The organism is Bradyrhizobium sp. CCBAU 53338, assembly GCF_015291665.1.
In the GTDB taxonomy this organism is placed as follows: Bacteria; Pseudomonadota; Alphaproteobacteria; order Rhizobiales; family Xanthobacteraceae; genus Bradyrhizobium.
Genome location: NZ_CP030048.1, coordinates 3,219,623 through 3,242,399, shown reverse-complemented (window position 1 = coordinate 3,242,399; position 22,777 = coordinate 3,219,623). Strand labels below are relative to the sequence as shown.

At 58.6% G+C, this 22,777-nt stretch carries 18 protein-coding genes and 1 pseudogene; 6 read left to right on the top strand and 13 right to left on the bottom strand.

All coding sequences use genetic code 11. The annotated features are described in order from the left end of the window. The first annotated feature begins 44 nt into the window (after positions 1-44). From XH90_RS15075 to XH90_RS15065, 3 genes are all read left to right on the top strand, one after another. The gene (locus tag XH90_RS15075; RefSeq protein WP_194482205.1) at positions 45-1,631 is read left to right on the top strand and encodes an NAD(P)/FAD-dependent oxidoreductase; all 1,587 of its coding nucleotides are present in this window, start codon (positions 45-47) and stop codon (positions 1,629-1,631) included. Between the two features lie 20 nt (positions 1,632-1,651). Further along, positions 1,652-2,158: a MarR family winged helix-turn-helix transcriptional regulator gene (locus XH90_RS15070; RefSeq protein WP_194482204.1), complete on the top strand. Its 507-nt coding sequence runs from the start codon at positions 1,652-1,654 to the stop codon at positions 2,156-2,158. Between the two features lie 124 nt (positions 2,159-2,282). Then, entirely contained in the window at positions 2,283-2,897 is a 615-nt protein-coding gene (locus XH90_RS15065; protein ID WP_194482203.1) for a VOC family protein, read from the top strand. 764 nt (positions 2,898-3,661) lie between these two features. On the opposite strand, the gene XH90_RS15060 is transcribed toward XH90_RS15065, so the two are convergent. The 7 genes and pseudogenes from XH90_RS15060 to XH90_RS15030 form a co-directional block, all read right to left on the bottom strand. After that, positions 3,662-4,093 (bottom strand): thioesterase family protein, encoded by a 432-nt coding sequence (locus XH90_RS15060; protein ID WP_194482202.1) that lies wholly within the window; start codon positions 4,091-4,093, stop codon positions 3,662-3,664. A 177-nt stretch (positions 4,094-4,270) separates the two neighbouring features. Beyond that, positions 4,271-4,406, bottom strand: a pseudogene (locus XH90_RS15055) (methyl-accepting chemotaxis protein); the annotation flags it as partial. A gap of 118 nt (positions 4,407-4,524) precedes the next feature. Then, on the bottom strand, positions 4,525-5,382 hold the full coding sequence (locus XH90_RS15050) for an ABC transporter ATP-binding protein (RefSeq protein WP_194482201.1): 858 nt from the start codon (positions 5,380-5,382) through the stop codon (positions 4,525-4,527). Next, complete coding sequence (locus tag XH90_RS15045) at positions 5,375-6,250, bottom strand: ABC transporter ATP-binding protein (protein ID WP_194482200.1); 876 nt, start codon at positions 6,248-6,250, stop codon at positions 5,375-5,377. Before XH90_RS15045 ends, XH90_RS15050 begins: the two co-directional genes overlap by 8 nt. Further along, the gene (locus tag XH90_RS15040; protein ID WP_246755877.1) at positions 6,247-7,050 is read right to left on the bottom strand and encodes an ABC transporter permease; all 804 of its coding nucleotides are present in this window, start codon (positions 7,048-7,050) and stop codon (positions 6,247-6,249) included. The genes XH90_RS15045 and XH90_RS15040 overlap by 4 nt, the downstream gene beginning before the upstream one ends. A gap of 100 nt (positions 7,051-7,150) precedes the next feature. Then, positions 7,151-8,158 (bottom strand): ABC transporter permease, encoded by a 1,008-nt coding sequence (locus XH90_RS15035; protein ID WP_194482198.1) that lies wholly within the window; start codon positions 8,156-8,158, stop codon positions 7,151-7,153. Positions 8,159-8,252: 94 nt separating this feature from the next. Continuing rightward, the gene (locus XH90_RS15030) at positions 8,253-9,785 is read right to left on the bottom strand and encodes an ABC transporter substrate-binding protein (protein WP_194482700.1); all 1,533 of its coding nucleotides are present in this window, start codon (positions 9,783-9,785) and stop codon (positions 8,253-8,255) included. 258 nt (positions 9,786-10,043) lie between these two features. Between XH90_RS15030 and XH90_RS15025 the strand changes: the two genes are divergently transcribed. From XH90_RS15025 to XH90_RS15015, 3 genes are read left to right on the top strand one after another with little or no spacing between them, the layout of a single operon-like run. After that, complete coding sequence (locus tag XH90_RS15025; protein WP_194482699.1) at positions 10,044-12,194, top strand: indolepyruvate ferredoxin oxidoreductase subunit alpha; 2,151 nt, start codon at positions 10,044-10,046, stop codon at positions 12,192-12,194. A 10-nt stretch (positions 12,195-12,204) separates the two neighbouring features. Beyond that, the gene (locus XH90_RS15020; protein ID WP_194482197.1) at positions 12,205-13,758 is read left to right on the top strand and encodes an indolepyruvate oxidoreductase subunit beta family protein; all 1,554 of its coding nucleotides are present in this window, start codon (positions 12,205-12,207) and stop codon (positions 13,756-13,758) included. A 35-nt stretch (positions 13,759-13,793) separates the two neighbouring features. Then, positions 13,794-16,121: a molybdopterin-dependent oxidoreductase gene (locus tag XH90_RS15015; protein WP_194482196.1), complete on the top strand. Its 2,328-nt coding sequence runs from the start codon at positions 13,794-13,796 to the stop codon at positions 16,119-16,121. 721 nt (positions 16,122-16,842) lie between these two features. Here the strand turns inward: XH90_RS15015 and XH90_RS15010 are convergent. The 6 genes from XH90_RS15010 to XH90_RS14985 all read right to left on the bottom strand — a co-directional run bounded on the left by XH90_RS15010 (position 16,843) and on the right by XH90_RS14985 (position 22,749). After that, a complete protein-coding gene (locus tag XH90_RS15010) occupies positions 16,843-17,649 on the bottom strand; it encodes an alpha/beta hydrolase (protein WP_194482195.1) in 807 nt (268 codons plus the stop codon). A gap of 423 nt (positions 17,650-18,072) precedes the next feature. Next, positions 18,073-19,359, bottom strand: a complete 1,287-nt coding sequence (locus XH90_RS15005; RefSeq protein ID WP_194482194.1) for a nitrate/nitrite transporter — start codon at positions 19,357-19,359, stop codon at positions 18,073-18,075. A 640-nt stretch (positions 19,360-19,999) separates the two neighbouring features. Next, positions 20,000-20,251, bottom strand: a complete 252-nt coding sequence (locus XH90_RS15000; RefSeq protein WP_194478153.1) for a hypothetical protein — start codon at positions 20,249-20,251, stop codon at positions 20,000-20,002. Positions 20,252-20,349: 98 nt separating this feature from the next. Then, positions 20,350-21,921, bottom strand: a complete 1,572-nt coding sequence (locus XH90_RS14995) for an IS66 family transposase (RefSeq protein WP_194482698.1) — start codon at positions 21,919-21,921, stop codon at positions 20,350-20,352. 73 nt (positions 21,922-21,994) lie between these two features. After that, positions 21,995-22,342, bottom strand: a complete 348-nt coding sequence (gene tnpB, locus XH90_RS14990) for an IS66 family insertion sequence element accessory protein TnpB (protein WP_194478154.1) — start codon at positions 22,340-22,342, stop codon at positions 21,995-21,997. Then, positions 22,339-22,749 carry a transposase gene (locus XH90_RS14985; RefSeq protein WP_194478155.1) on the bottom strand — a complete coding sequence of 137 codons (411 nt, stop codon included), beginning with the start codon at positions 22,747-22,749 and terminating at the stop codon, positions 22,339-22,341. The genes tnpB and XH90_RS14985 overlap by 4 nt, the downstream gene beginning before the upstream one ends. Positions 22,750-22,777: the final 28 nt, after the last annotated feature.

Genomic DNA, 22,777 nt, shown 5'->3' with positions numbered 1-22,777 from the left:
CACGTTCGCAACAGCAACGTCATCGGACAACCGGAGAGTGGCGCGTGAGTGCCTATGACTACGTACTGGTGGGGGGCGGCATCAACTCACTTGTTGCTGCTGCCGTCTTGGGCAAGAAGGGCGCGAGGGTTCTTCTGCTCGAGCGTAATTCGACGATAGGGGGTTGCTTACGCACTGAAGAGATCACGGCGCCAGGCTTCATTCATGACGTCATGGCCACCACTTTGGTGCTTTTTCGCACTTCTCCAGCCTATGCGGCTCTCGGAAAGGACCTCGAGGCGAGAGGGTTCGCTTTCGCAGATTCTCCCTTGCCGACGGGCGTTCTTCGTCCCGACGGGTCTAGCGTTCTCTTTGCGATGGACCGCAAGCGTAATGTCGCCACTCTTGAATCACTTGCAGCAGGGGACGGCATAGCCTTTGCGCGTGAAATGGACGCCCTTGGCGGCGACGCTCCCTTCTTGTTCGGTCTACTCGGCGGCAGTCTATGGTCCTTGAGCACCGCGAGGTTGGTCGTCCGGGAGGCCTGGAAGCGTGGTCTGCGCAATCTAGCTGCCTGGGCCGGCGAGGCTCTGGCCCCTGCGCGAAACCACCTGGAAAACACCTATTGTTCGGACGCGGTCCATGCGCTTTGGGCTCCTTGGGTGTTGCATACCGGTCTCGGACCCGAAAGCGCCTATTCCGCCGCGATGGCGAGGGTCATTGCCTTCGCCATTGAGATGGCGGGTTGCCCAATCGCGATCGGTGGCGCCCGATCGTTGCTTGATGCCTTCGAACGCCTCATTGCTGACCAAGGAGGAACAATCCGCACCTCAACCGAGGCTGCGAAGGTCTTTGCTGGCCCCAAGGGTCGCGCCGCCGGCGTACGCCTGTCGAATGGCGAGGCCGTTTACGCTCGCAAGGGCGTCATCTGCTCGACTACGCCCAACCAGTTGTATCGGCATCTGACTGCCGAGTGGGGGCCTCCGCCGAAAGAAATCGCGGAGGGACTGCGAAAATTTCGGCACGGCAAGGGCAATATGCAAATCCACTACGCTCTCTCCCGAGCGCCACGGTGGAAAGGTGACCCGGAGCTCGCGAAGGTTGCTCTGCTGCACCTCACCCCGGGGTTGGACGGAGTATCGCGAGCCAACAACGAGGCCGAACGGGGCCTGTTGCCAGCCGAACCGACAATCTGCGTCGGACAGCCGACGGCGCTCGACCCAAGTCGGGCTCCTCCTGGCGCGGCGATCCTTTGGCTTCAATTGCCGGAGACGCCCCGACTTATCAAGGGAGATGCGGCCGGGATCCTGCCTACGCCGCAGGACGGGCGATGGACAAAGGCGTTGCGCGAAGCCTATGCCGATCGCATCGAGGCCAGGCTCGCTTCCCATATTGAGAATTTTGCTGAGATTAGACTGGCGAGACGCACCTACTCTCCCGCCGATCTGGAGGCCCTGAATGTTAACTTGGAGGGGGGAGACCCCTATGGGGGATACTGCGGGCTTGACCAATTCTTCATATGGCGTCCATTTAAGTCCAGTACCAACCATCGAACTCATATCCGCGGTCTTTACCACATAGGCGCATCGGTCCATCCCGGGCCAGGCCTTAGCGGCGGTTCCGGCTTCCTAGCCGCTTCCTCGCTGGAGTGACCGTCTCATGAGGGACTTTCATGAACGAGCGCTTTTACGGCAACATCATGCAGGATGGGAGCGACCAGGAAGCCCCCCGGCCTACCCTTGGCGAAATCGGTATCAATCATTTCGCCCCTTATCTGATCAACCGCATCGCCGCGCGTTACAATGCCAACATGGCGGAGGCGCTGAAAGCGCTAGGCATCACGACAACCGATATGCGGGTGTTGGCGATCCTCAGCCTAAATTCATCTATCACGATCAACGAACTCGCCGTTTATACGGTCACGCAGCAATCCACGATGAGCCGCACCCTCGACGAACTCGAAGAGCAAGGCCTCATTCGTCGGATCGCTCGACCGGACGATCGGCGGATCCGCGACGTTTCAATTACCAAAAAGGGCCGACAGGCTTTCGAAAAGATTTGGCCGATCCTCTACGAACAGTTCCGGCAGCTGTTCGATGGTGTCCAGGAAGAAGAGTACCGTTCGTTCGTCAACACCCTGCATCAGGTTCTGCGCAATATCCGAAAGCACGAAATCTGATCAGATCAGGGAGGCCTTGCTGTGCCCTGATATTCTAATTTCATTTTTTAGTCCAGAAGCACCGATCATCAGCTCGAGCCGCATCGCGCGCCGGGCTTTCTCCGAAATCACAGGATCATCCCAAATGTCAGGGACTAGCTCTACGCGTGTCGCGCGTGTATTCGCAGCAGGCCTTTCCCTCCTTGTAGTTTCCTCGTCTGCAAAGGCCGAAGGTCTACCAACACTGCGCGGTCACGACCACACCGGCATTACCGTTCCCGATATGAACCAGGCCGTCAACTTCTTCGTGGACATCCTGGGCTGCCAGAAGGCAACCGCCTTCGGTCCGTTCTCTGATGACAAGGGCACCTTCATGCAGGATGTGCTCGACGTCGATAAGCACGCTGTCATCAATCAGATCGTTCTCATTCGTTGTGGATCGGGCTCAAATATCGAGCTCTTCAGCTACAGCTCGCCCGATCAAAAGGTCGTTCAACCGAAAAACAGCGACGTAGGCGGCTACCACATCGCCCTTTACGTTGATGACATCAAGGCCGCGGCCGAATATCTCAAGACCAAAGGCGTTCAGACGTTCGCCGGTCCTATCCCGATTACCGAAGGGGCAGCCGCCGGTCAGTCGATCCTATACTTTAAGGCTCCCTGGGGACTGCAGTTCGAAGCAATCACGTATCCGCAGGGTATGGCGTACGAGAAGACATCGAACGTCAAGCTATGGGATCCGAAGAATCCAGGCCACTGAAGGCCACGCCCCTCTGCTTACACAGTGGTTGGCGAATTGCGGAAGCCGCATCTCGGAGGCGCGGCTCCCGCCTATCTCGATGCCACAAGCCGTTCAAGCTACCGATTATTCTGCACTCTGCGTGCGGTGGAAGCCGCCATGCTTCAGAGCCGTCGAAGGGCTATTCTGCGTTAGGTGATCTGACTCATAATTGAGCAACAGCATCACGGTAAACACGAATAGAGGACTCCGATGGCCGGGATCGCCGCCTCCGCCCCCTCGCCTCCCACCAGCGCACTTTCTCACGCGACTTTGAGGAAGTTCGATAAAGCGTAGGTCAAAGCTTTGCAAACATGATCTGCACCGATTGTCCAAAAGGCAACCAACTGGATGGCCGAACGCCGTCCAACTTAAAACCTGGGTGTTGGACGCATGGGCTATGGCACCGATGCGCGGATGACCTTGGAATCGACTCGATCGAAGCGAGGAAGGCCGCCGATCCCGCCGCTTTCGACGGCTACCTATTGGATGCCGAGCAGGTTTGAAACTCTGATGCCGATTTCGTTTACGGCAATGGAAGCGCGAGAGCACAGACGGTAATCGTGAATGGCGTTGTTCTGTTCGACAACGGACTCTTCACCTCGAAAATCGATCTCGACCGTCTAACTGCGTTGGTTGATGCTGCCGCCAACAGCGCCTTGTCACGAGTGGGGATCCGGCCAAAGTCGCAGTGGTCGATTTCCTGAACCTCCCGGACGGTTGTTGTGGTCACGTTTCATTTCCTGCTATTCGCCATGCGGCGGCGCGCCCTGGTGGTCAAGGCGTTGAACCAGCGCCGAGCGGAGATCGCTTGGCCATTCCGTTGCGCTATGGGTCTCGAGTGACGTGGCAACGATCCTCTGGTCTGCCAACCAGAGCGTTTTGTCCTGATGGGTAATGTGGTGATTTAGATCGAGTGATGAGGTTCCGATCTGCCTTACGCGCAGCGCGAAATTCAATCGGTCGCCGTGAAAGCCGGGTTGCTTGAATGTAACATCAAGCCGAACCGTCGGAAGTCCGAGTTTTCTCTCGCGAATGAGAGTCGGCCAGGCGAAGCCAATCTCCTCAAAGAACTCCTCGACCACCCCCACCAGAATATCGAGGTAGGTCGGAAAATAGACGAGACTCGAAGGATCGCACTGTCCGAACTGGATCGTGCGTACCGCATTGTAGGTCACAGCAGTCGTCTCCACATTGTTGTGGCCGACCTCACCTCGCGCCCATGTACACGCATCTCAGGACGAGGAATCAGCCGACGCACCTCCACATTTATCCGATAGATGTTAAGTCGATGCTTGTAGCCTTATCTATGATTCCACCTCGCGTTGCATCATGGATGATGCGATCTCAGTCTATGCACTTTGGCTCGAAAGCTCCTTCACTTCCTGCGCAACGATTGCAAATCCGGCGCTTAGGATGCCCGCCCGCGCCTCAATTCTCGCATTCAGAGCAAGCCGCTTCGTCTGTTTTTGCGATCGCCGTGATCAGGTCGCGACCTTGTCGACATGACGCAACGCATCCTCGAGACCCACCCGTCATCGAAGTTATCTGCCCCCGTTGTATCGATCAGGAACAGGATGGACTGAGGTGCCGCTTCCGCGTACGCTGATCAGATCGTCAAAGATCCTTCGCTGATTTCCTCCAACCGTCCTCGATTAAGCCAACCCGCGTCGATGCGCGGCAGCGGGATCGCATCGATGAGAAGTTGGGTGTATGGATCCTTGGGGTGCGCGAAAACGTCGTCGCATCGACCGTGCTCGACGATCACTCCGTGACGCATGACGTACACGCGGTCGCAGACCGATCGGATCACCGAGAGGTCGTGGCTGATGAAGGCCATCGCGAGCCCCATTTCGCGTGAGAGATCCTTCAGGAGGTTGAGGGTTTGTGCCTGCGTCGACACGTCGAGTCCGGAAACAATTTCGTCGGCCAGGACGAAATCCGGCTCGAGCAACGCCGCGCGCGCGATTCCGACACGCTGCCGTTGCCCGCCTGATAGTTCGTGCGGAGCGCGATCCAGGCAACTCAACGGCAGAGCGACTCGCTCGAAAAATCGTCGCACGCGCCGCTCCGCGTCGGCTTTATCCGTCGCGACACGGTGGAAAAGCAGGGGTTCGGTCAAGATCTGGCGTATGCTTCGCCGTGGATTGAGCGAGCTCATAGGATCCTGAAAGATCATCTGCATGCGTCGCCGCAGAGGAACCATCTGCGAATCCGGCAGATGCGTTATATTGCGCCCCTCGAACGCAATGCTGCCGGCAGCGACATCGGTCAGCCTCAGCAGTGCGCGACCCAGGGTGGATTTGCCTGAACCTGATTCGCCGACGATCCCAACTGTCTCGTGACGATCGATATAAATATCGACGCCGTGAAGAACCTTCATGCCGCCGACCGCCCCTCGCCCGGTGCGACGGCGTGCGCCGTAAACGACTTCGATGCCGTTCGCTGCGATCAAGGTATCAGCCATGAGTTCTTCCGTCTGACGCGACAATATCGGCCCGGAGTGCGCTGATGATCCCGTCCGGCACGGGTTGCAGTCCGGCATCCGGCCGATCGTAGCGTGGACCTGCGGCGATCAACGCCTTGGTGTAGGGGTGCTGAGGCGTCTCCAGCATCTCTGCGGTCGTCCCGGCTTCGACGACGCGCCCCTCGAAAAGGAGCGTCACCCGATCGCAGATCTGAGCAACCACACCAAGATCATGAGTGACGAACACAATTGCCGTTCGGTGATGCGTCTGCAGATCCCGCATCAGGCGCAAGACCTGTTTCTGAACGGTGACGTCCAGAGCCGTGGTCGGCTCGTCCGCGATGATGAGCTTTGGCTCGAGAGCGAACGCTGCTGCAATAAGAACGCGTTGGCGCATTCCTCCGGAAAGTTCATGCGGGAAGGAGCGCATGACGCGCTCTGGCTCCCGGATCCGTACCTCTTCGAGTAACTGAAGCGCGCGAATTCGCGCCTGCCTCCACGGCAGCTTGCGGCGCAGACGCAAACCGTCCGTGAGCTGACGCTCGATGCGGCGCCCGGGATTCAAGGCGGTGAGCGGATCCTGCGGGATCAGCGCAATTTGGTCGCCGAATATCCGATTGAGCTCCCGCTCGGGAAGCTCCCGCAGATCGCGCCCATCGAATATGATACGCCCCGAGGCTATTCGCACGGTCCGGGGCAATATTCCCAGCAACGCCTTGGCTATCGACGACTTGCCGGCTCCGCTTTCGCCAACCAGACCGAGGGTCTGGCCTGGCGCAACGTCGAGGCTGACTCCGCGCAAGATCCGCCGACCGTCCAGGTCGGAAATCGCATGCAAATCGCTGATTTTGAGGATTGAATTGGTCATCGGCGCAAGACCGGATCGAGAGCCCGCCGCAAGCCTTCGCCCAACTGATTGAAGGACAGCACGGTGGCGAATAGAGCTGCGAGTGGCGCGGCCAGAACCCACCAGGTCTGGTGGATATACTGGCGGCCCTCCGCGATCATGCCGCCCCACGTCGGCGTCTCCGAGGACACCGAGAGGCCGACGAAGGAGAGAATGCCCTCAACGATCACCGCTATGCCCATCTCGAGGCTTACGAGCGCCAACAGCACTGGCAGGATATTGGGAAAGATTTCCCGGAACAGGATGTGCAGGCGCCGATAGCCGACCGCGCGAGCGGCGAGCACGTAATCTTGCTGCGCTTGCGCCATGGTTTCGGCGCGAATGACCCGACAGAAGCGCGTCCAGTCGATAATGGCGATGGCTGCGATCACGGACGTCACTCCCGAGCCGATCACCGCCACCAGCAAGATGGACAGCAGCACGGGGGGAAAGGACATCCAGATGTCGACCAACCTGGATATCGCCGCGTCCACCGTGCCTCGATACCAGCCGGCCAGCAGCCCGAGCGTGGTGCCGACGGCGGCCGCGAGGCCCGCTGCCACGAACGCGACGATCAGCGCGATGCGGGTACCGTAGATCAGCCGCGACAAAACATCTCGACCAAGATTGTCGGTCCCCAGCACATAACCTGGTTCAGCACCGACAAAGCCCGCAGGTGGAAGCGCCGTCGTCATCAAGTCCTGATCAAGTGGATCATGCGGCGCGATGTATGGAGCCAGGACCGCCACGATCGCGAGCAAAAGGATAAACCCACCGCCCATCGCGATCTTCGGTTCTGTCACCAACCTCGCCAGGCGCGGACGCCAGCCAATGTTGGACTGCGCTTGGATCACTCTCGTAGGTCCGGAAAGGGAGACAGCATCATCCATGACGCAGCCTCGGATTGAAGACGAGCTGCAGAAGATCAACCAGCATGTTGACCGCGATGAAGATCACGGCAAAGACGAGGACGAGCCCTTGGATGAGGGGAAGGTCACGGTTGATGACCGCATCGATGGCCATATTGCCGATGCCCGGATAGGCAAAAATGCGCTCGGTGATGACGGTTCCGCCGACCAGGAATGTGAACTGAACACCAGTCAGCGCAAGTGTCGGACCGATCGCGTTACCCAATGCTTCCTGAAGCACCAGGCGTAACCGGGACATTCCCTTCAGCTTTGCCAGAAGAACATAGTCTTGGGCCATCGCTTCGATGAGCGCCCCTTTCAATACGCGAGCGATCACCGCGGCGAGCGGCAGACCCAGCGCGAAAACTGGCAGAACGAGATGGCGGCAGAGATCCCAAAACATGTCGAACCGAAGCCGCAAAATGCTCTCCGTCCAAAAGAATGGAGTGGCCATGCCAGAGGCCACGCCAGGATTCAGACGCCCGGAGAGTGGAAGGACCGGCCAGAACACGCCAAGGAGCAAGGCGAGAGCGAGAGCCCAGACGAAATCCGGCACGGCGAGCAAAAGTCCGTTGACGGCGTCGATCAGGTCCTCGACCCACGAATTGCGCCAAACGGTTCCGATGATGGCAACCGTGCCGCCAACGAGAGCAGCAAGCTCCAGGGCGGCGATACAAAGCTCGAGCGTTGCCGGCAGCCGCTCGAGGAGCACCTCCATAACGCTGCGACGAAGCGAAATGGAAACCCCAAGGTCGCCGTTCAACAGCGCCTTGAGCCAAATGCCGAATTGCGAGAGCAGGCTACCATCGAGCCCATAATGCGCGCGTAGCGCAGCAACGTCGCTCGCGCTGGCGCCAGGAGAAATCATCATCGCCACCGGATCGCCCGGAACGATTCGAAGCAGCACGAAGACGACGATCGCCACACCGGCGAGCGTACCGGCTGCCGTGGTCAGTCGCCGAAAAAGGGCCATTGCAATCATTGCCAAAGCCCTGGTTTGCCCGTGCCGGTCTTTACCGGCACGGGACGTCCGAAGACTCGTGCCGCAAGCCGTGCGGCGCCAACATCGTTTGCGTTCACGCGCGCGCCACAAGGGTCGGCTGCAGCGCACCCGATGTATTTGGTGTAACCCTCAGCTCCGACTTGTAGACGATCGGCTGAACATACTGCAGCAGCGGGATAACGTAGCCCTGCTCGGCGATGTACTTGTCGACCGCTTTCCAGCCCTCGATGCGCTTCTTTTCGTCCTTTTCGCCCCAGAGCGGACCGATCTTGGCATCGAGATCATCCGATTTCCAAGCTGAGTGTGGCGAGGGACCGAACATGGCGAAGCCCGTCGAGGTTGTCGGGTCGGCGATCGCATTGCCCCAATTGTAGAAGGCAGCCGGCGCCAGTTTGTGAGTAGTACGAAGCTCGAAGTGCTTGGCAATCTCGTAAACCTCGATCTCGGCCTCGATGCCAACCTTGCGCCACATGCCGACGATCGCCTGGATCATCTCGAAATCTTTAGGCTTGAAGCCGCGCGTTGTCTGGATCGTGAACTTGACGGGCTTCTCCGGCGAAAAGCCTGAGGCATTGAGCAGTTCGACGGCCTTTTTTGGGTCGTATTGCGTCCTGATCGAAGGATCGTAGGCCGAATACTCAGGCGCCTCGAGCGTATCAATCGGCACGCCGTAGCCACGCAGCAGACGGCTGACGATCGCCTTCTTGTCTATGGCATGGATCGCCGCCAAACGAACGTTCTTGTCAAGCATCACGTCCTTGTTCGTGATGAAGATCATGCCGATATCGGAGATTGGCGCTGCCACGCCGGCAAGACCCTGCTTGTTGATCAACCGGTCATATTCTTCATAAGACACCTCCAGCGTGATGTCGGATGAGCCGGATTCGATCTCGGCCACGCGGGTGGTGGCATCGGGCATGAACTTGAAAATCACCGTCTGGAACGCCGGCTTGGCACCCCAGTAGTTCGGGTTGGCCTTCAGGCGAAGGAAAGCATTACCGGAATATTCCTCGACCATGAACGGCCCGGTCCCAATCGGCTTCTTTTCGAAGCCTTCCGCGCCCACCTTCTCGTAGTAAGCCTTCGGCAGTACGAAGCCGGTGAGGAAAGCCATCCACATAAAAAAGGTTGGCTCGTACCGCACCACGTCAGCCGTGATTCGATTTCCGTCGATCTTGTAGTTTGCGGCAGTTGCCCAGATGAACTGGACCGGGTTGCCTCCGTCCTTTTTGGCTGCGCGCTCAAGAGAAAACACAACGTCTTCCGGACTGAAACGCGATCCATCGTGCCAAGTTACGCCGCTTCTGACATCCATCCAGAGCTTGGTCTTGTCTTCGTTCCAACCCCACCCAGTCAGAAGTCCAGGCTGAAACGTGAGATCCGGCTTCTGGCCGATGTACTGGTCGAAGATCGAGCGGTAGATCGCCTGGATCGTCGGATTGACGGAGGATGGACCGGACGTCGGATCGAACGACGGAACGTTGACGTTGAATGCGATCGTCAGCGTATCCTTGCCGGCGGCGATGGCATGCGAATTTGCGAAAAGTACTTCACTCAGAAAAGCGCTCGCACCCAGTGCGAGCGACTGACGCCTAGTCAGCAGCATAGTCCCCTCCCCTCGTACCAGGCCATCGGACGCCATCAGCACATGCGGTCGCGTCACAAGCTCGGCCATTTGTTTTAGGTCTAAACTATTGGAGCATAGCATGGCACACCACTTTTTCAAGATGTATGAATCTGGATTTATTGGCCGCACATGAAATCCACGCAATTCTTCGCGAAAATTCGGGATATCTTGAGACTGTTTGACAAGGGATTTGGTCGGAAATATGCTTATGCAACTAATTCAGGAGGGAAGCAGCTCATGGCGGAGCGGTCGTTCGAGCGCGAGGTTCAGGATCTACGACTTGGCGAGGGAGAGGTTTTTCGGGGCGAAGGCATTCTCGCCATCACCAAAGCTCTTCTGCAGTCCGGCGTGTCCTATGTGGCCGGTTACCCAGGGTCGCCCATTTCACACCTGATGGACGTGCTTGCCGACGCCAAGGACGTGATGGACGACCTTGGAGTGCATTTCGAAACCTCGGCTTCCGAAGCCGCGGCGGCGGCGACTCTGTCGGCCTCCGTGATGTATCCGTTGAGAGGCGCCGTGACCTGGAAGTCAACGGCCGGCACGAACGTTGCTGCGGATGCGCTCTCGAACCTTTCCTCGGGTGGGGTCACTGGCGGCGCTCTGATCATTATCGGAGAAGACTACGGCGAGGGCTCCTCCATCATGCAGGAGCGTAGCCACGCCTTCGCAATGAAGTCGCAGATGTGGCTATTAGATCCACGGCCAAATCTGCCGATGTTAGTTCAGGCGGTCGAGCAAGGCTTCGAGCTGTCCGAGGCCACCAATACGCCGGTCATGCTGCAGGTGCGCATTCGGACCTGTCACGTTCACGGACACTTCGTAGCCAAGGACAACAAACGCCCGGTGTTTACCCTGCGGCAGGCGATGGAGAATCCGTCACGAGACGTAAATCGCATCGTGTTACCGCCAGCCTCCTTCTTGCACGAAAAGGAAAAACTGGAAAGGCGCTGGCCCGCGGCGGTGGGGTTCATCAAAAACAGGCGCCTCAATGAGTTCTTCGGACCGAACGAGGGTGACGTCGGGATCATCCTGCTAGGCGGGTTGTACAACACCGTCATGCGTGCACTGCAGCAACTCGGCTTGGCCGACGTTTACGGACAGTCCAAGATACCGCTCTACGTGCTCAACGTCGCCTACCCCATTATCGAAGATGAAATGGCGGACTTCTGCGCCGGCAAGTCGGCGGTTTTGATGATCGAGGAAGGCGCTCCCGACTTTCTCGAACAGGCACTCAATACGCTACTGCGCAGGCGCGACCTGAATACGAAGGTGGACGGCAAGAACGTCCTGCCAATGGGCGGAGAGTACACGGCGCCTGTGGTTGTAAAGGGCGTACGGGATTTCCTCCTGACGCATGCGCGTCCGCTGCTGGGAAATCAGCCCCCGATTCCTGATCCTTCGGCGATTCTAGCGCACGAGAAGGTGAAGACACTGGCGGAGGTCGTTCCTCCGCGGCCGCCGGGCTTTTGTACTGGTTGCCCAGAGCGGCCTATCTTCGCCGCTCTGAAGTTGACCGAGAAGGAGCTTGGGTCTCATCACATTTCGGCGGATATCGGTTGCCATCTGTTTTCGATTCTGCCGCCTTTCAACATCGGTGGGACAACGATGGGCTACGGCCTCGGGTCGGCATCCGCCTCGGCGTTCAACGTCCCCGCGGACAAACGCGCCATCTCGATCATGGGTGACGGCGGTTTTTGGCACAACGGAATCGCCTCGTCTGTGGGCAATGCGGTATTTAACAAGCAAGACACCGTCATAGTCGTCGTCGACAATTTCTATTCCGCCGCGACCGGCGGGCAGGATATTCCCTCCTCGCGTGCGGACAATCCGCGGCGGAAGACTAAGAATTCGATCGTCGAAGCCGTGAAGGGAGTCGGTGCCACCTGGGTGAAGCAAATCGATCGAACTTACGACGTTGGGCGTCTGCGGGACACGTTCCGCGAGGCGTTGACGACCAAAGAGCCGGGTCCGAAGATCATCGTGGCGTCCTCGGAATGCATGTTGAACAAGCAGCGCCGCGTAAAGCCCCAGTTCAACAAGAAGGTCGCCGCCGGCGAGCGCGCAGTGAAGGAGCGCTTTGGCGTCGATGAGGACATCTGCACCGGAGATCACGCCTGCATTCGCCTATCCGGCTGCCCATCGCTCTCGCTCAAGCATACGGACGATCCGCTGAAGGATGATCCCGTCGCCGCGATAGACAATAGCTGTGTTGGCTGTGGAAACTGCGGCGAGGTGTCCGAGGCGGCCGTGTTATGCCCCTCCTTCTATCGAGCAGACGTCATTTTCAACCCGACGCGATGGGACCGCTTCCTGGCTAAGATGCGCGGTGCGGTGATTGGATGGATGCAGCGCCGCCGTGAGGCGCGACGTATCGTATTTTCGTGAGGATCCAAGAATGGACGCCTTGAGTCCGATGGCCGACCAACTTTCGCGCGAGAAGCCGCTATCGATCGCCGTTTTGGCCATGGGTGGTCAAGGTGGCGGGGTACTGGCCGATTGGATTGTTGAGGTTGCCGAAGCCGAAGGCTGGGTCGCACAGTCAACTTCGGTGCCCGGTGTGGCACAGCGTACCGGCGCGACCATCTACTATATCGAAGCCCTTCTACCACGCGATGGGGTATCACCTGTCCTGTCACTGATGCCGACGCCCGGTGATGTCGACGTGGTCATCGCCGCCGAGCTTATGGAGGCCGGACGTTCGGTCTTGCGCGGTCTGGTCACCCCTGATCGCACGACCTTGATTGCCTCTACGCACCGGGCCTTTGCTGTCCTGGAGAAGGTAGCACCGGGCGATGGCATAGGAGATCCTATCGCGGTCACCGAAGCAACTGACGTTGCCGCGCGAAAGGTTATCGCCTTCGATATGGAAGCACTTGCTCTTGCCAATGGAAGCATGATTTCCGCAGCCATGCTGGGGGCCCTGGCAGCGTCCGAGACGCTACCGTTCCCGAAGCAGACCTACGAGAAGATCATTGGAGGTGGCAAAAAAGGAGCTGCTGCGAGTCTGAAGGCGTTTGCAGCCGCGTTCGACCGAACACGAACTGCCCCCCGCGAGACGCCTCGGCGAGGAGCTGAGAAGAGGTCAGATCCGATCCCGGCAAGCGCCGGTCATCCCAAGCTCGATGCGTTGCTGAGACGTCTGCGATCGGAGATCCCTGAGCCAGCTCAGCCGATGGCTTTCGTAGGCTTGAAGCGCTTAGTTGAATTTCAAAACATAGCATACGCACATACCTATCTAGATCGCCTGAAGCGACTGAGCGAGCTCGATCGCAAACATGGTGGCGAAGTGGCAGGATTTTCGTTCAGCCTGGAAGCCGCAAAGTACGTGGCTATCGCGATGGCTTACGACGACGTCATCCGCGTCGCGGACATCAAAGTGAGGTCTTCTCGCTTTACTAGGATGCGCAAGGAAATTGGCGCCAAGGACGATCAAATCGTTTATTCGACGGAGTATCTTCACCCTCGCGCGGAAGAGATATGCGGCATGCTTCCCGCGCGAATCGGAAAATTTGTCGAAGACCGTCCGGCGCTCTTTCGCGCGCTAGACCGTTTCGTCAATCGCGGCCGACGAGTCGAAGTTCGAAGGCTCGGAGGATTTCTCCAGCTTTATATCGTGGCTTCCCTGAGAGGGACAAGACTATCGAGCCTTCGGCACAAGCACGAGGTTGAGCATCTGGAGAAATGGCTCACGACGGCCTGCGAGACCCTGCCGACAAACTACCGGCTGGCCGTAGAGGTTCTACGTTGTCGGCGGCTGGTGAAGGGCTACTCGGACACCCACGCCCGCGGTCTGTCCAAGTTCGATCGCGTCATGAATACCGTGCCGGCGCTCGTAGGGCGAAATGACGGTGCGGATTGGCTCGATCGCTTGAAACGTGCAGCGCTTATTGACGAGGCTGGCGTCGAACTGGACGGCGCGATCAAGACAATTCAGGTGTCCTTGAATTAGGACGTTCTACTCAGCTTCAGATCAAAAATCTCATTATGGCTTTTGATATCGGCCTCACTGCCTGCAGAAAGAAGGAGGACCAGGAAGTGGTATTGCACCTTACGCACTGGGGCGCGTTCGACGCGGAAAGTGATGGTAAGCGGCTGACCAATGTTCGCTCATGGAACGAGGATCCAGGGGAGAATGGTCTGATCGCAAACGTGGCGTCCGCACAGCATCATCCCGCTCGAATCGCGGTCCCGCACGTACGCGCGGGGTGGTTGGAGCAAGGGCCGGGGCCTACCACGAAGCGGGGGAATGACCGATTTGTAGCTGTGTCGTGGGAGCAGGCATTGGATCTCGCCTCCGCGGAGTTGCGGCGTGTTTACCGAGACTTCGGTGCCGACCACGTCTACGGAGGATCATACGGCTGGGCTAGTGCGGGGCGTTTTCATCACGCACAGAGCCAAGTGCACCGATTCCTGAACTGCCTCGGCGGGTATGTCGCTTCGGTCGGAAACTATAGCTTCGGCACAGCGGGCGTGGTCCTGCCGCATGTGCTGGGATCCATGTATTGGGAACTCAAGTCGGCGACCGCTTGGTCGGTCATCGCAATGCACACCGAGTTGTTTGTCGCTTTCGGTGGTCTGCCAGCCAAGAACTTTGCAGTGTCCCCCGGCGGAATTAGCCGCCACGAAACGGAGAAGTGGATCAGTTCAGCGAAAGCACGTGGCTGCCGCTTCATCTCGGTGGGCCCAGTATATGACGATCCACCTTCGGCGGGCGCCGAATGGATCGCTGCTCGGCCGGGGTCGGACGCCGCGATGATGCTGGCGCTGGCCCATGTTCTCGATACCGAGCAACTCGCAGATCATCGTTTCCTTGAGCGTTACACCGTTGGCTTCGACCGTTTTGCGCACTACCTTCACGGCATGTGCGATGGCGTCCCGAAGTCTCCCGAATGGGCAGAGAGCATCTGTGAAATACCTGCGGAACGCATACGAGAGCTGGCTCGCGAAATGGCGCGATCTCGCACAATGATAGGGGTGGCTTGGTCGTTACAGCGGACCCAGTTCGGTGAGCAACCCGTATGGTTAGGTGTGGTTTTGGCTGCAATGCTCGGCCAAATGGGACTACCCGGTGGCGGTGTTGGTCACGGTTACGGATCTGGCGCAGCGCTGGGCCTACCTGACCTCATTGCCTCAGCGCCGACCTTTCCTCAACTGAGGAACCTGATCGACAAATACATCCCGGTAAGCCGAATTGCTGATATGCTTCTCAATCCAGGCTCGGAATACGACTACGACGGGAAAAGGCTTCAATATCCGAACATACGGCTTGTATATTGGGCTGGTGGTAATCCCTTTCATGCCCACCAGGACCTTGGTCGATTACACGACGCGTTCGGCCGGCCTGATACCGTGATCGTGCATGATGCCTTTTGGACGGCAACGGCGCGACAAGCGGATATCGTTTTGCCTTGCACGATGACGATAGAACGCAATGATTTCGGTTCCGGCATGGGCGACCCGCGCCTCTTCCCTATGCCGGCGCTAACCATTCCACATGGCCAGGCTCAAGACGATTACTCAATTTTCGCGCGCCTCGCTGAGCGCCTCGAGGTTGGCAGCAAATTTACCGAGGGACGCACGGCTGAGGACTGGCTCCGTTCTCTTTACGAGGAATGGCGCACAACGCTAGCGCAAGATGGACATCACGTGCCATCGTATGAAGACTTTTGGGTAAGCCGCTATATTGAAATTCCCGTTCGTCAGAACGATCAGGTGCTGCTGGCGGATTTCCGCACTGATCCCGATGCCAATCGGCTAACTACTCCTAGCGGACGCATCGAGATATTTTCTGAAAGAATCGACAGTTTCGGTTATGCAGACTGCCCGGGCCATCCAGTGTGGCTTGAGCCTGAGGACTGGCGAGCAAACGGAAGGGGGAAGCGCTTTCCGCTACACCTCATCGCCAACCAGCCACACGATAAACTGCACAGTCAACTGGATGTCGGCGAGTATAGCCGTTCAAAGAAGATTTCTGGTCGCGCGCCTCTGCGAATAAATCCCGACGATGCGGCCGCGCGTGGTCTTGTCGAGGGCCAGATTGTGCGGGTCTTTAACCAAGTCGGCGCGTGTTTGGCCGGACTCTGCATCAGCTCAAATGTGCGACCGGGGGTTGTGCAGCTTCCAACGGGAGCATGGTATGACCCGGACCCCAGCGACGCCAGATTTTGCTGGCACGGCAATCCGAATGTCCTGACCAGCGACCGGGGGTCCTCGCGTCTGTCTCAAGGATGTTCCGGCCAGCATGCCATGGTCGAGGTCGAAGCATATGTCGGCGAGTTGAAACCCCCGCGTGTCCATTACCCGCCGGAATAAGTTCCTGATCCGGGTGAATTTCCGACGTTGTACCGTACGCGGTCGATGCACACCAGGGCGTAAGGCATTGTTGATCACACCAAGCCAGCCAGCATTTTGATTGCCTAGCCAGCTTCGTATGCTCACCAGAGGCTCGCTACCGCGACCAAGTGAAAAGGCCGCGCTGAATCGTTCACACGGCACGCATGAATATGACCGACAACCCAACGCGGCACGAGCGGCGGCGCCTCGATCGATCAGCGATCAGCTGGTTCAAGACGCGATTTTGCGATGAGATCGATCCGCGCTTCGGTTTATTCGTCCCAACAAGCCTTGATAATGTCCCAACGGCAGCGCTCGTAGCCCCGATCGTGGTCTGCAAGAGCATATCGGGAAAGGCAGCGTTCAGCGTTCGGTAAACTCTACATGGGTGCACTCATGTGTCAGCATGTGAAGCGCCTGCCGATAGCCCGACCACCTGTAATTGTCCTTCATACGCGAACTCCTGGCCGACACTGCTACGGGACAACTTGCCTGATGGCGTGTTGCGGCTCATACCGAGGAAACGAGGAACGCCATCGCCGTCCTCACAACAATCAAATGCCCGACTGATAATCAAGACCGCCGAGAAGGTGCCAGAACCTGGTCGCTTTGCGCTCGACAACAACATTTTGATAGCGCTAAGCCCTTCGGTCGATCGGCTTGCGCGAGAGTCCGGGCTGGCTTGGGTCGCGCCCCTTACCTAAGCGTGTTGGTTGAGCCAGGGAGCCAGACTTTCCGCTAGGCATTTAGCCTTATCGCCTAGCGTCAAGTTATGTCCGAGTTCCGGTTCAACGCGATATTCAGCATTATAAAGCTTCGCAAGCGCTTCACCCGTAGGCGCTGGCGTCAAGATATCGAGCGCTCCTGAAACGATCTGGACCGGTACATTTATGCGCGCTGGGTTCACGGAGAGCGTAAAACGGGTAGCCTCGTAGCAGCGAACTGGAGACTCCGGAACGAGCAGGTCGTAGTAATGCTTGCTCCTCGCGGGATCGAGGGCTTGAAAAAACATGGTGTACGCCATCTCCCTGGGCGGCGGAGAAAACAGACTGTCCATGGATATCGGCATTTCGATTGGATCGGAGTTCGTCTCCCGCGTAACGACAGGCGCGAGCAGGAGAAGTGCCTTTGTTTCGTACGTCTGGGCATAGAGTTGACAGGCTAAGCCTCCCATTGAATGACCGACAAGCAGCGGGGGAGCATCGAATCGTTGGGTGACCTTGCGAATATCCTGCACTACATCAGCAATGGACATTCTGAGCAATTGATCGTGCTCGAGCGGTGCCGAACCGTTACGGCCGAGCCAATTTAATGCATGCACATCGAGGCCCGCAGCTGCAAAAGCCGGCGCACAATCTTGCCAAGCCCACGATGCTTGCGTTCCCCCGTGCACGCAAACAATCTTTCGACGCGGCGACCCGGACCCCGGCTCGGCACAGTACCTTTCAACGAGAATGCCATCGACTGAATATGTTTCCGGTGTGATCATCGCGCCATTACTGGCCATCGTACTCTCCATGCCTGTTTTACTGTTGTCGTCCCCGAGAACCGCTTTGAGCAGCGTCCACTGGCACAAGCCGGGCTGCACCGCTGCCCCTCGCGGCCAAGCCGTGGTGCGACATAAGATCGAAGCCCTTCGATGATTGTGCAGCGCGTACAATCTCATTCGGTTCGAGCTAAACTATTAGGTCCCTCCGTTCGTGCAGGATCGCACCCGCACGAACGTTTTGTTGTCGACCAAGCCTAGGGCCTTCGATGCACTGGTGTGGTGTTGCCGTTGCTCAACCATCGACCTGCTTCATTCCCTTTTCTCGAATCGAGATGGCTCACGAACAGGTATCAGCGCGGCACCCACCAACTTATCGATCTCTTGAGAGCCTCAAATGGTTTGGCCTCATCCTTTGCAGGATTGTGACTACCAAGCAGCGCTTCAGTTAGCCGGCACGCGATTACGTACATCAATGATACTCTTCGCGGCTCTCGGTTCAAGCGCCAGCACAAGCAGCGCCACGACGAATATGGCTTCCAGTGCGGCGAAAGCCAGGAAGCCGTGAGTGAATGAACCTCCCGTTTCGGTTAGAACCACTCCCATGATCCAAGGAGAAAGAAAGTTCGCACCCATGCCAAATATCTCTGCGTAGCCCACTGCGGCTGTAGCAATGGAGGGGGGATATTTTTCGCTGAGCAAGGAAAAGATGGCACCTCCTCCGATTACGCACATCCCGCTAAGTCCCGCGAACACCAGGAGCAAAATGAAGCTCATTGGATAAATCGTCGAGACTGTGAAAAGAAGTGCCGAAACCAAAGCGAGTAAGGCGCCAATTCTGATCATGACCGATTTTCTGACGTGATCTGATATATACCCGCCCACAGTCAAGAAGACCACTTGGGATAGCCCCATTGCCACTCCAATCAGGGCTGCGCTCTCTACAGGCATGTTTTGGACCTTGATGTAAGCGGGAACCACCCACGTCGCTGTGCCAGCAATCGCGCCGACACCGGAGCAAATTCCCAAGGCACTTACAAAGAACCACTTCTGCGCAAAGATCAGCCGGAAGGGCACGCGCGACGCAATCCCATCGGCTTCCTCCCACGCAAAGCCGGAATATCCGATCTCAGCTGGCCCGTTCCGGACCAATAGCCAATTTACCAACCCCATGACCAATGTGCCCGCGGCGAGCGTTCCAAAAAACGCCCTCCAACCAACAGCTAGGGTAAGCGGCACACCAACGGCAAAATCGAGTGTGATAGCAAGACTGTACGCCGCTAGCACCAAGCCGACGATGCTTGCTCTGCGGGATTGCGGGAACCAACCGAAAATCAGCTTCATGTTTCCCAGGAAAATGGCGGCATCGAAGAGGCCGATGAACAGCCGCAATCCGATAAGCTGAGCATAGCTTTGCACGAAGGTCTGTAACACCATTCCCACGCCGGTTCCGACAAGCCCGATAAGCAGCATATTTCGCGCACTCATGCGCGCGCTCGCCGGAGACCACGCAACCATGCCGAGTGCGTAAGCCAAGGCGAAGATGCCTTGTGCAAATCCAGCCTGAGCGTGATCGAGCTGCAGTGTCTCGGACACAAAGGAGATCACAGCAGCAAATGCGTACCAGTCGGCAGCGAGAAAAACCTCTCCAATGAGAGCGAGTGCAAGTATGGCTATCTGCCAACGCCAGATCCGCGCTTGGTCCTTTTCGGCGAGCATATTCAAGTTCATTTTTGTTTCCCCTTCTGCGACTGAAACGCAGCTCTTCCACCAAGCGGCCTTTACGCAAACACAATGCGCAGCCGTCTTTAATTCGAACGTTTTTTAAAGAGACCGCTCCCGAACCTGCTCTCGACTTCCCGGAAAGGCTTTCATTGAGCAGGTGCTTTGGCTCCCCTGCCTGTTGTGATATTCGCCTCGAGCTTGATCGCCAACGGCAGCAGTGACGTCACCACTCAGATTATTTCGTTTTTTTAGGCAGCGCTTCGCTTTTGGAGTAGATCGCGTTGTCGCGCCGCTTCGCGGCCGTCCCGACGCGAAACCGTCAAAAGTGTACAGCGGTGATCCGACGTCGAGCGCGGGCGAACGTCAGCTTAAAAAAGAGAACCTCGAGCAAGGGAAAACCGCTTCGCACTGGCGCGTCCTCTCGGTCGCCGGAGCATCGATCCTTCGGAAAGTCTGCCCCTTCGTCCGCGAGCCCGGGAGGGCGAGCCGTACGCGTCCGGCGAAGGCCCCGCGCAAACCGTTTTTGGCGGAAGGCTGATCGCGCTTAGGCGGCCTGAGCGATGCTTTGAGTGTGCGGATTGCAGACGATCCGAGTATTCTCCGAGCGGCGTCTAATAGTTGCTCGGGGCTTTGGCCCTTCTCGCGCTCATCGCGGTCTACTACTTCGGTTAGGAATGAACGGACCCGTCTCCCGGATCTGGCGAGCCACGCGCTCCAACAGATCCGGGAGCGCAAGCATCGTATCCATGTCGGCCTGACACGAGAAACCGTTGCCGTGCTCGCCGCCCATCACGATCAGCAGCACGCCGCCGCTTTGTGGGATCTCCCCACCACCGAGGCCGACCTTCTCGCGGATCTCGCGGCATAGCTCGTCATATTTGCCCTTTCCCAAGGTCATCGCTCGTCCTTTCGTCGCTCGCGGCTGGGAGTGTGCATCGCGGGCTGTCCAAAAGCCAGTCCGGACGAGACCGTATCGCGGTCTCGACAGTATCGCACTTAAGCGGCGTGAGCGACGCTTTGAGGCTGCCACTTCCAAGGGAGCAGTTCGTCAATGCGCTTGGCAGGGTGATCCGGCAGGCGCGCCAGCACGTCGGCAAGCCAAGCCTGCGGGTCGATGTCATTGAGTTTGGCGGTGGCGATGAGACTGTAGATGGCAGCCGCACGCCGGCCGCCCTCATCGGACCCGGCGAAGGTCCAATTTTTTCGTCCCACGGCGACCGCCCGTAGCTCACGCTCAGCAGCATTGTTCGACATGCAAAGCCGTCCGTCATCAAGGAAGCGGCTAAATGCATCCCAGCGGCTGAGACAGTAATTGATCGCTTTGGTCGTGTCGTTGTTCCTGGAGAGCTTGGCGCGCTGCTCGCGCAACCAGGCCTCCAGCTCGACGATCAGGGGGCGACTACGCTCCTGGCGCATACGCAAACGCTCCTGCGCAGTAAAACCGTTGATCTCGCGCTCGATGGCGAACAGGACATCGATGCGCTTGACCGTCTCGGCCGCGATCGGCGCCTTGGTGAGCCGTGCCAGATCAAAGAACTTGCGTCTGCCGTGCGCCCAGCATGCGGCCTCGATGATCGGGCCGCCCTTGCGATTGGCCTCGTAAAGCCTACCAAAGCCGGCGTAGGCGTCGGCCTGCATCAGTCCAGCATAGCCCGCCAGATGCTGCTCCGGATGCGCACCGCCACGATCGGGCGAGTAGAAGAACACGGCCGCCGGCGGATCTGGGCCGGCAAACGGACGGTCGTCGCGCACGTAAGTCCAGAGCCGGCCGGTCCGGGTCTTGCCCTTGGCCAGGACCGGCACTGTGGTGTCATCCGCGTGGATGCGCTCGGCTGCGAAGACGTGGCTCCGGATCGCATCGACCAGAGGCATCAGGGTTGCCGCGGAGGCACCTACCCAGTCCGCGAGCGTCGATACGTCGAGCTCGATGCCTTCACGCTGGTAGACGTCGCTCTGACGATGAAGAGGCAGGTGCAGGCCGTACTTGGCGAACAGGACATGGGCCAGCAGCTTGGACCCTGCACGCCCGCGCGCAATCGGATGCGAGGGAGCCGGCGGCTGGGTGATCGCTTCGCAGGCCCGGCAGACGAGCTTCTCGCGCACGTGCTGGATCACCTTCCACCGGCGCGGAACGAGCTCCAGCGTCTCGGTCACGTCCTCGCCAAGCTTGCGCAATCGGCTGTCGCCGCAGCATGGGCAGGTGGCAGGCACCGGATAGACAATGCGCTCCCGCGGCAAATGCTCCGGCAAGGGCCGGCGGGCTGGCTTGCGACGCTCGAACGATGGCACCACGATCTTCTCAGCTGCCATCTGCGCCGCGGTCTCGGCTTGCACGACGTTCTCCTCCAGATCGGCGAGCTGTAGCTCGAGCTGGTCGAGCAATGCGCCTCGCTCGGAGGACTGTCCGAACTGCTCGTGTCGGAGCTTCTTGATCGTGAGCTTGAGCTTCTCGATCAGCAATGTCCCCGCCTGGGCCTCAGCTTCCGCGGTCAAACGGGCCGCTCGCTCGGCGCGCAGCATCGCCTGCAGCGTGGTCACATCGTCGGGAAGAGAATCATCATTGCCCATCGCCGACCAGAGAATCACAAGACGCGATCTCTGTCCGAACCGATGATCCTGCCACCGATTCAAATCCCAGCGATCAGCCAGCCGCCTGCGGTCGCCACGTATGTTGCGGCAGCCGCCAGTCGATGCCCTCCAGCAGGTATCCAAGCTGGGCTGGGGTGATTGTCACCACGCCATCAGCTGACGACGGCCACAGGAACCGGCCGCGCTCCAGCCGCTTGGCGTAGAGCGACATGCCCAGTCCGTCGTGCCAAAGGATCTTGATCAGCTTGCCGCTTTTGCCACGGAACACATAGAGGTCGCCGCCGTGCGGATCTCGCTTGAAGGCTTCCTGCACCAGCAAGCCCAGCGAGTTCATGCCGCGACGCATATCGGTGTGGCCAGTCGCAATCCACACCCGCACGCCCGACGCAATGGGGATCACCGCAAGCGTCCATCTGCCAGCGCCGCCACGGCGGCGTTCAGCGTCGCCGCGTCGACCGCACCCGTGATCCGCATCCGAGCCCCGGTCGCAAACTCAATCTCGATCGACCCGCCGCTACCGGCCGGTGCGGCTGGACAAGGCGTCGGCTCTGATTCCGCGACCACTATCGCCGGTACGAAGCTAGGTTGATCGACGGCATCCTTCGGCTCCGGCCGAAACGAGCGTCGCCATCGCAGCAGCAATGAGCGCGAAACGCCGTACCGTCGCGCTGTTGCCGCCACCTGGCGCGGCGCCTGTAAGCTCTCCAGGACGATCTTGAGCTTCTCATCCTCGGACCAGCGCCGCCGCCGACCCGTGTCCACCACTTTAAGCCGTTCGACTTGGGCACTGCGCCTATCACTGTCCATAAGGACAGTTCTCAACAACACGCCTCAT

Coding starts and splice junctions, on each gene's coding strand:
- XH90_RS15005 (WP_194482194.1), bottom strand. CDS start 19,359: ATGAACTTGAATATGCTCGCCGAAAAGGACCAAGCGCGGATCTGGCGT.
- XH90_RS14985 (WP_194478155.1), bottom strand. CDS start 22,749: ATGGACAGTGATAGGCGCAGTGCCCAAGTCGAACGGCTTAAAGTGGTG.
- XH90_RS15015 (WP_194482196.1), top strand. CDS start 13,794: ATGGCTTTTGATATCGGCCTCACTGCCTGCAGAAAGAAGGAGGACCAG.
- XH90_RS15050 (WP_194482201.1), bottom strand. CDS start 5,382: ATGGCTGATACCTTGATCGCAGCGAACGGCATCGAAGTCGTTTACGGC.
- XH90_RS15030 (WP_194482700.1), bottom strand. CDS start 9,785: ATGCTGCTGACTAGGCGTCAGTCGCTCGCACTGGGTGCGAGCGCTTTT.
- XH90_RS15025 (WP_194482699.1), top strand. CDS start 10,044: ATGGCGGAGCGGTCGTTCGAGCGCGAGGTTCAGGATCTACGACTTGGC.
- XH90_RS15065 (WP_194482203.1), top strand. CDS start 2,283: ATGTCAGGGACTAGCTCTACGCGTGTCGCGCGTGTATTCGCAGCAGGC.
- XH90_RS14995 (WP_194482698.1), bottom strand. CDS start 21,921: ATGGGCAATGATGATTCTCTTCCCGACGATGTGACCACGCTGCAGGCG.
- XH90_RS15045 (WP_194482200.1), bottom strand. CDS start 6,250: ATGACCAATTCAATCCTCAAAATCAGCGATTTGCATGCGATTTCCGAC.
- XH90_RS15040 (WP_246755877.1), bottom strand. CDS start 7,050: ATGGGCGGTGGGTTTATCCTTTTGCTCGCGATCGTGGCGGTCCTGGCT.
- XH90_RS15020 (WP_194482197.1), top strand. CDS start 12,205: ATGGACGCCTTGAGTCCGATGGCCGACCAACTTTCGCGCGAGAAGCCG.
- XH90_RS15035 (WP_194482198.1), bottom strand. CDS start 8,158: ATGATTGCAATGGCCCTTTTTCGGCGACTGACCACGGCAGCCGGTACG.
- XH90_RS15070 (WP_194482204.1), top strand. CDS start 1,652: ATGAACGAGCGCTTTTACGGCAACATCATGCAGGATGGGAGCGACCAG.
- XH90_RS15000 (WP_194478153.1), bottom strand. CDS start 20,251: ATGACCTTGGGAAAGGGCAAATATGACGAGCTATGCCGCGAGATCCGC.
- XH90_RS15010 (WP_194482195.1), bottom strand. CDS start 17,649: ATGGCCAGTAATGGCGCGATGATCACACCGGAAACATATTCAGTCGAT.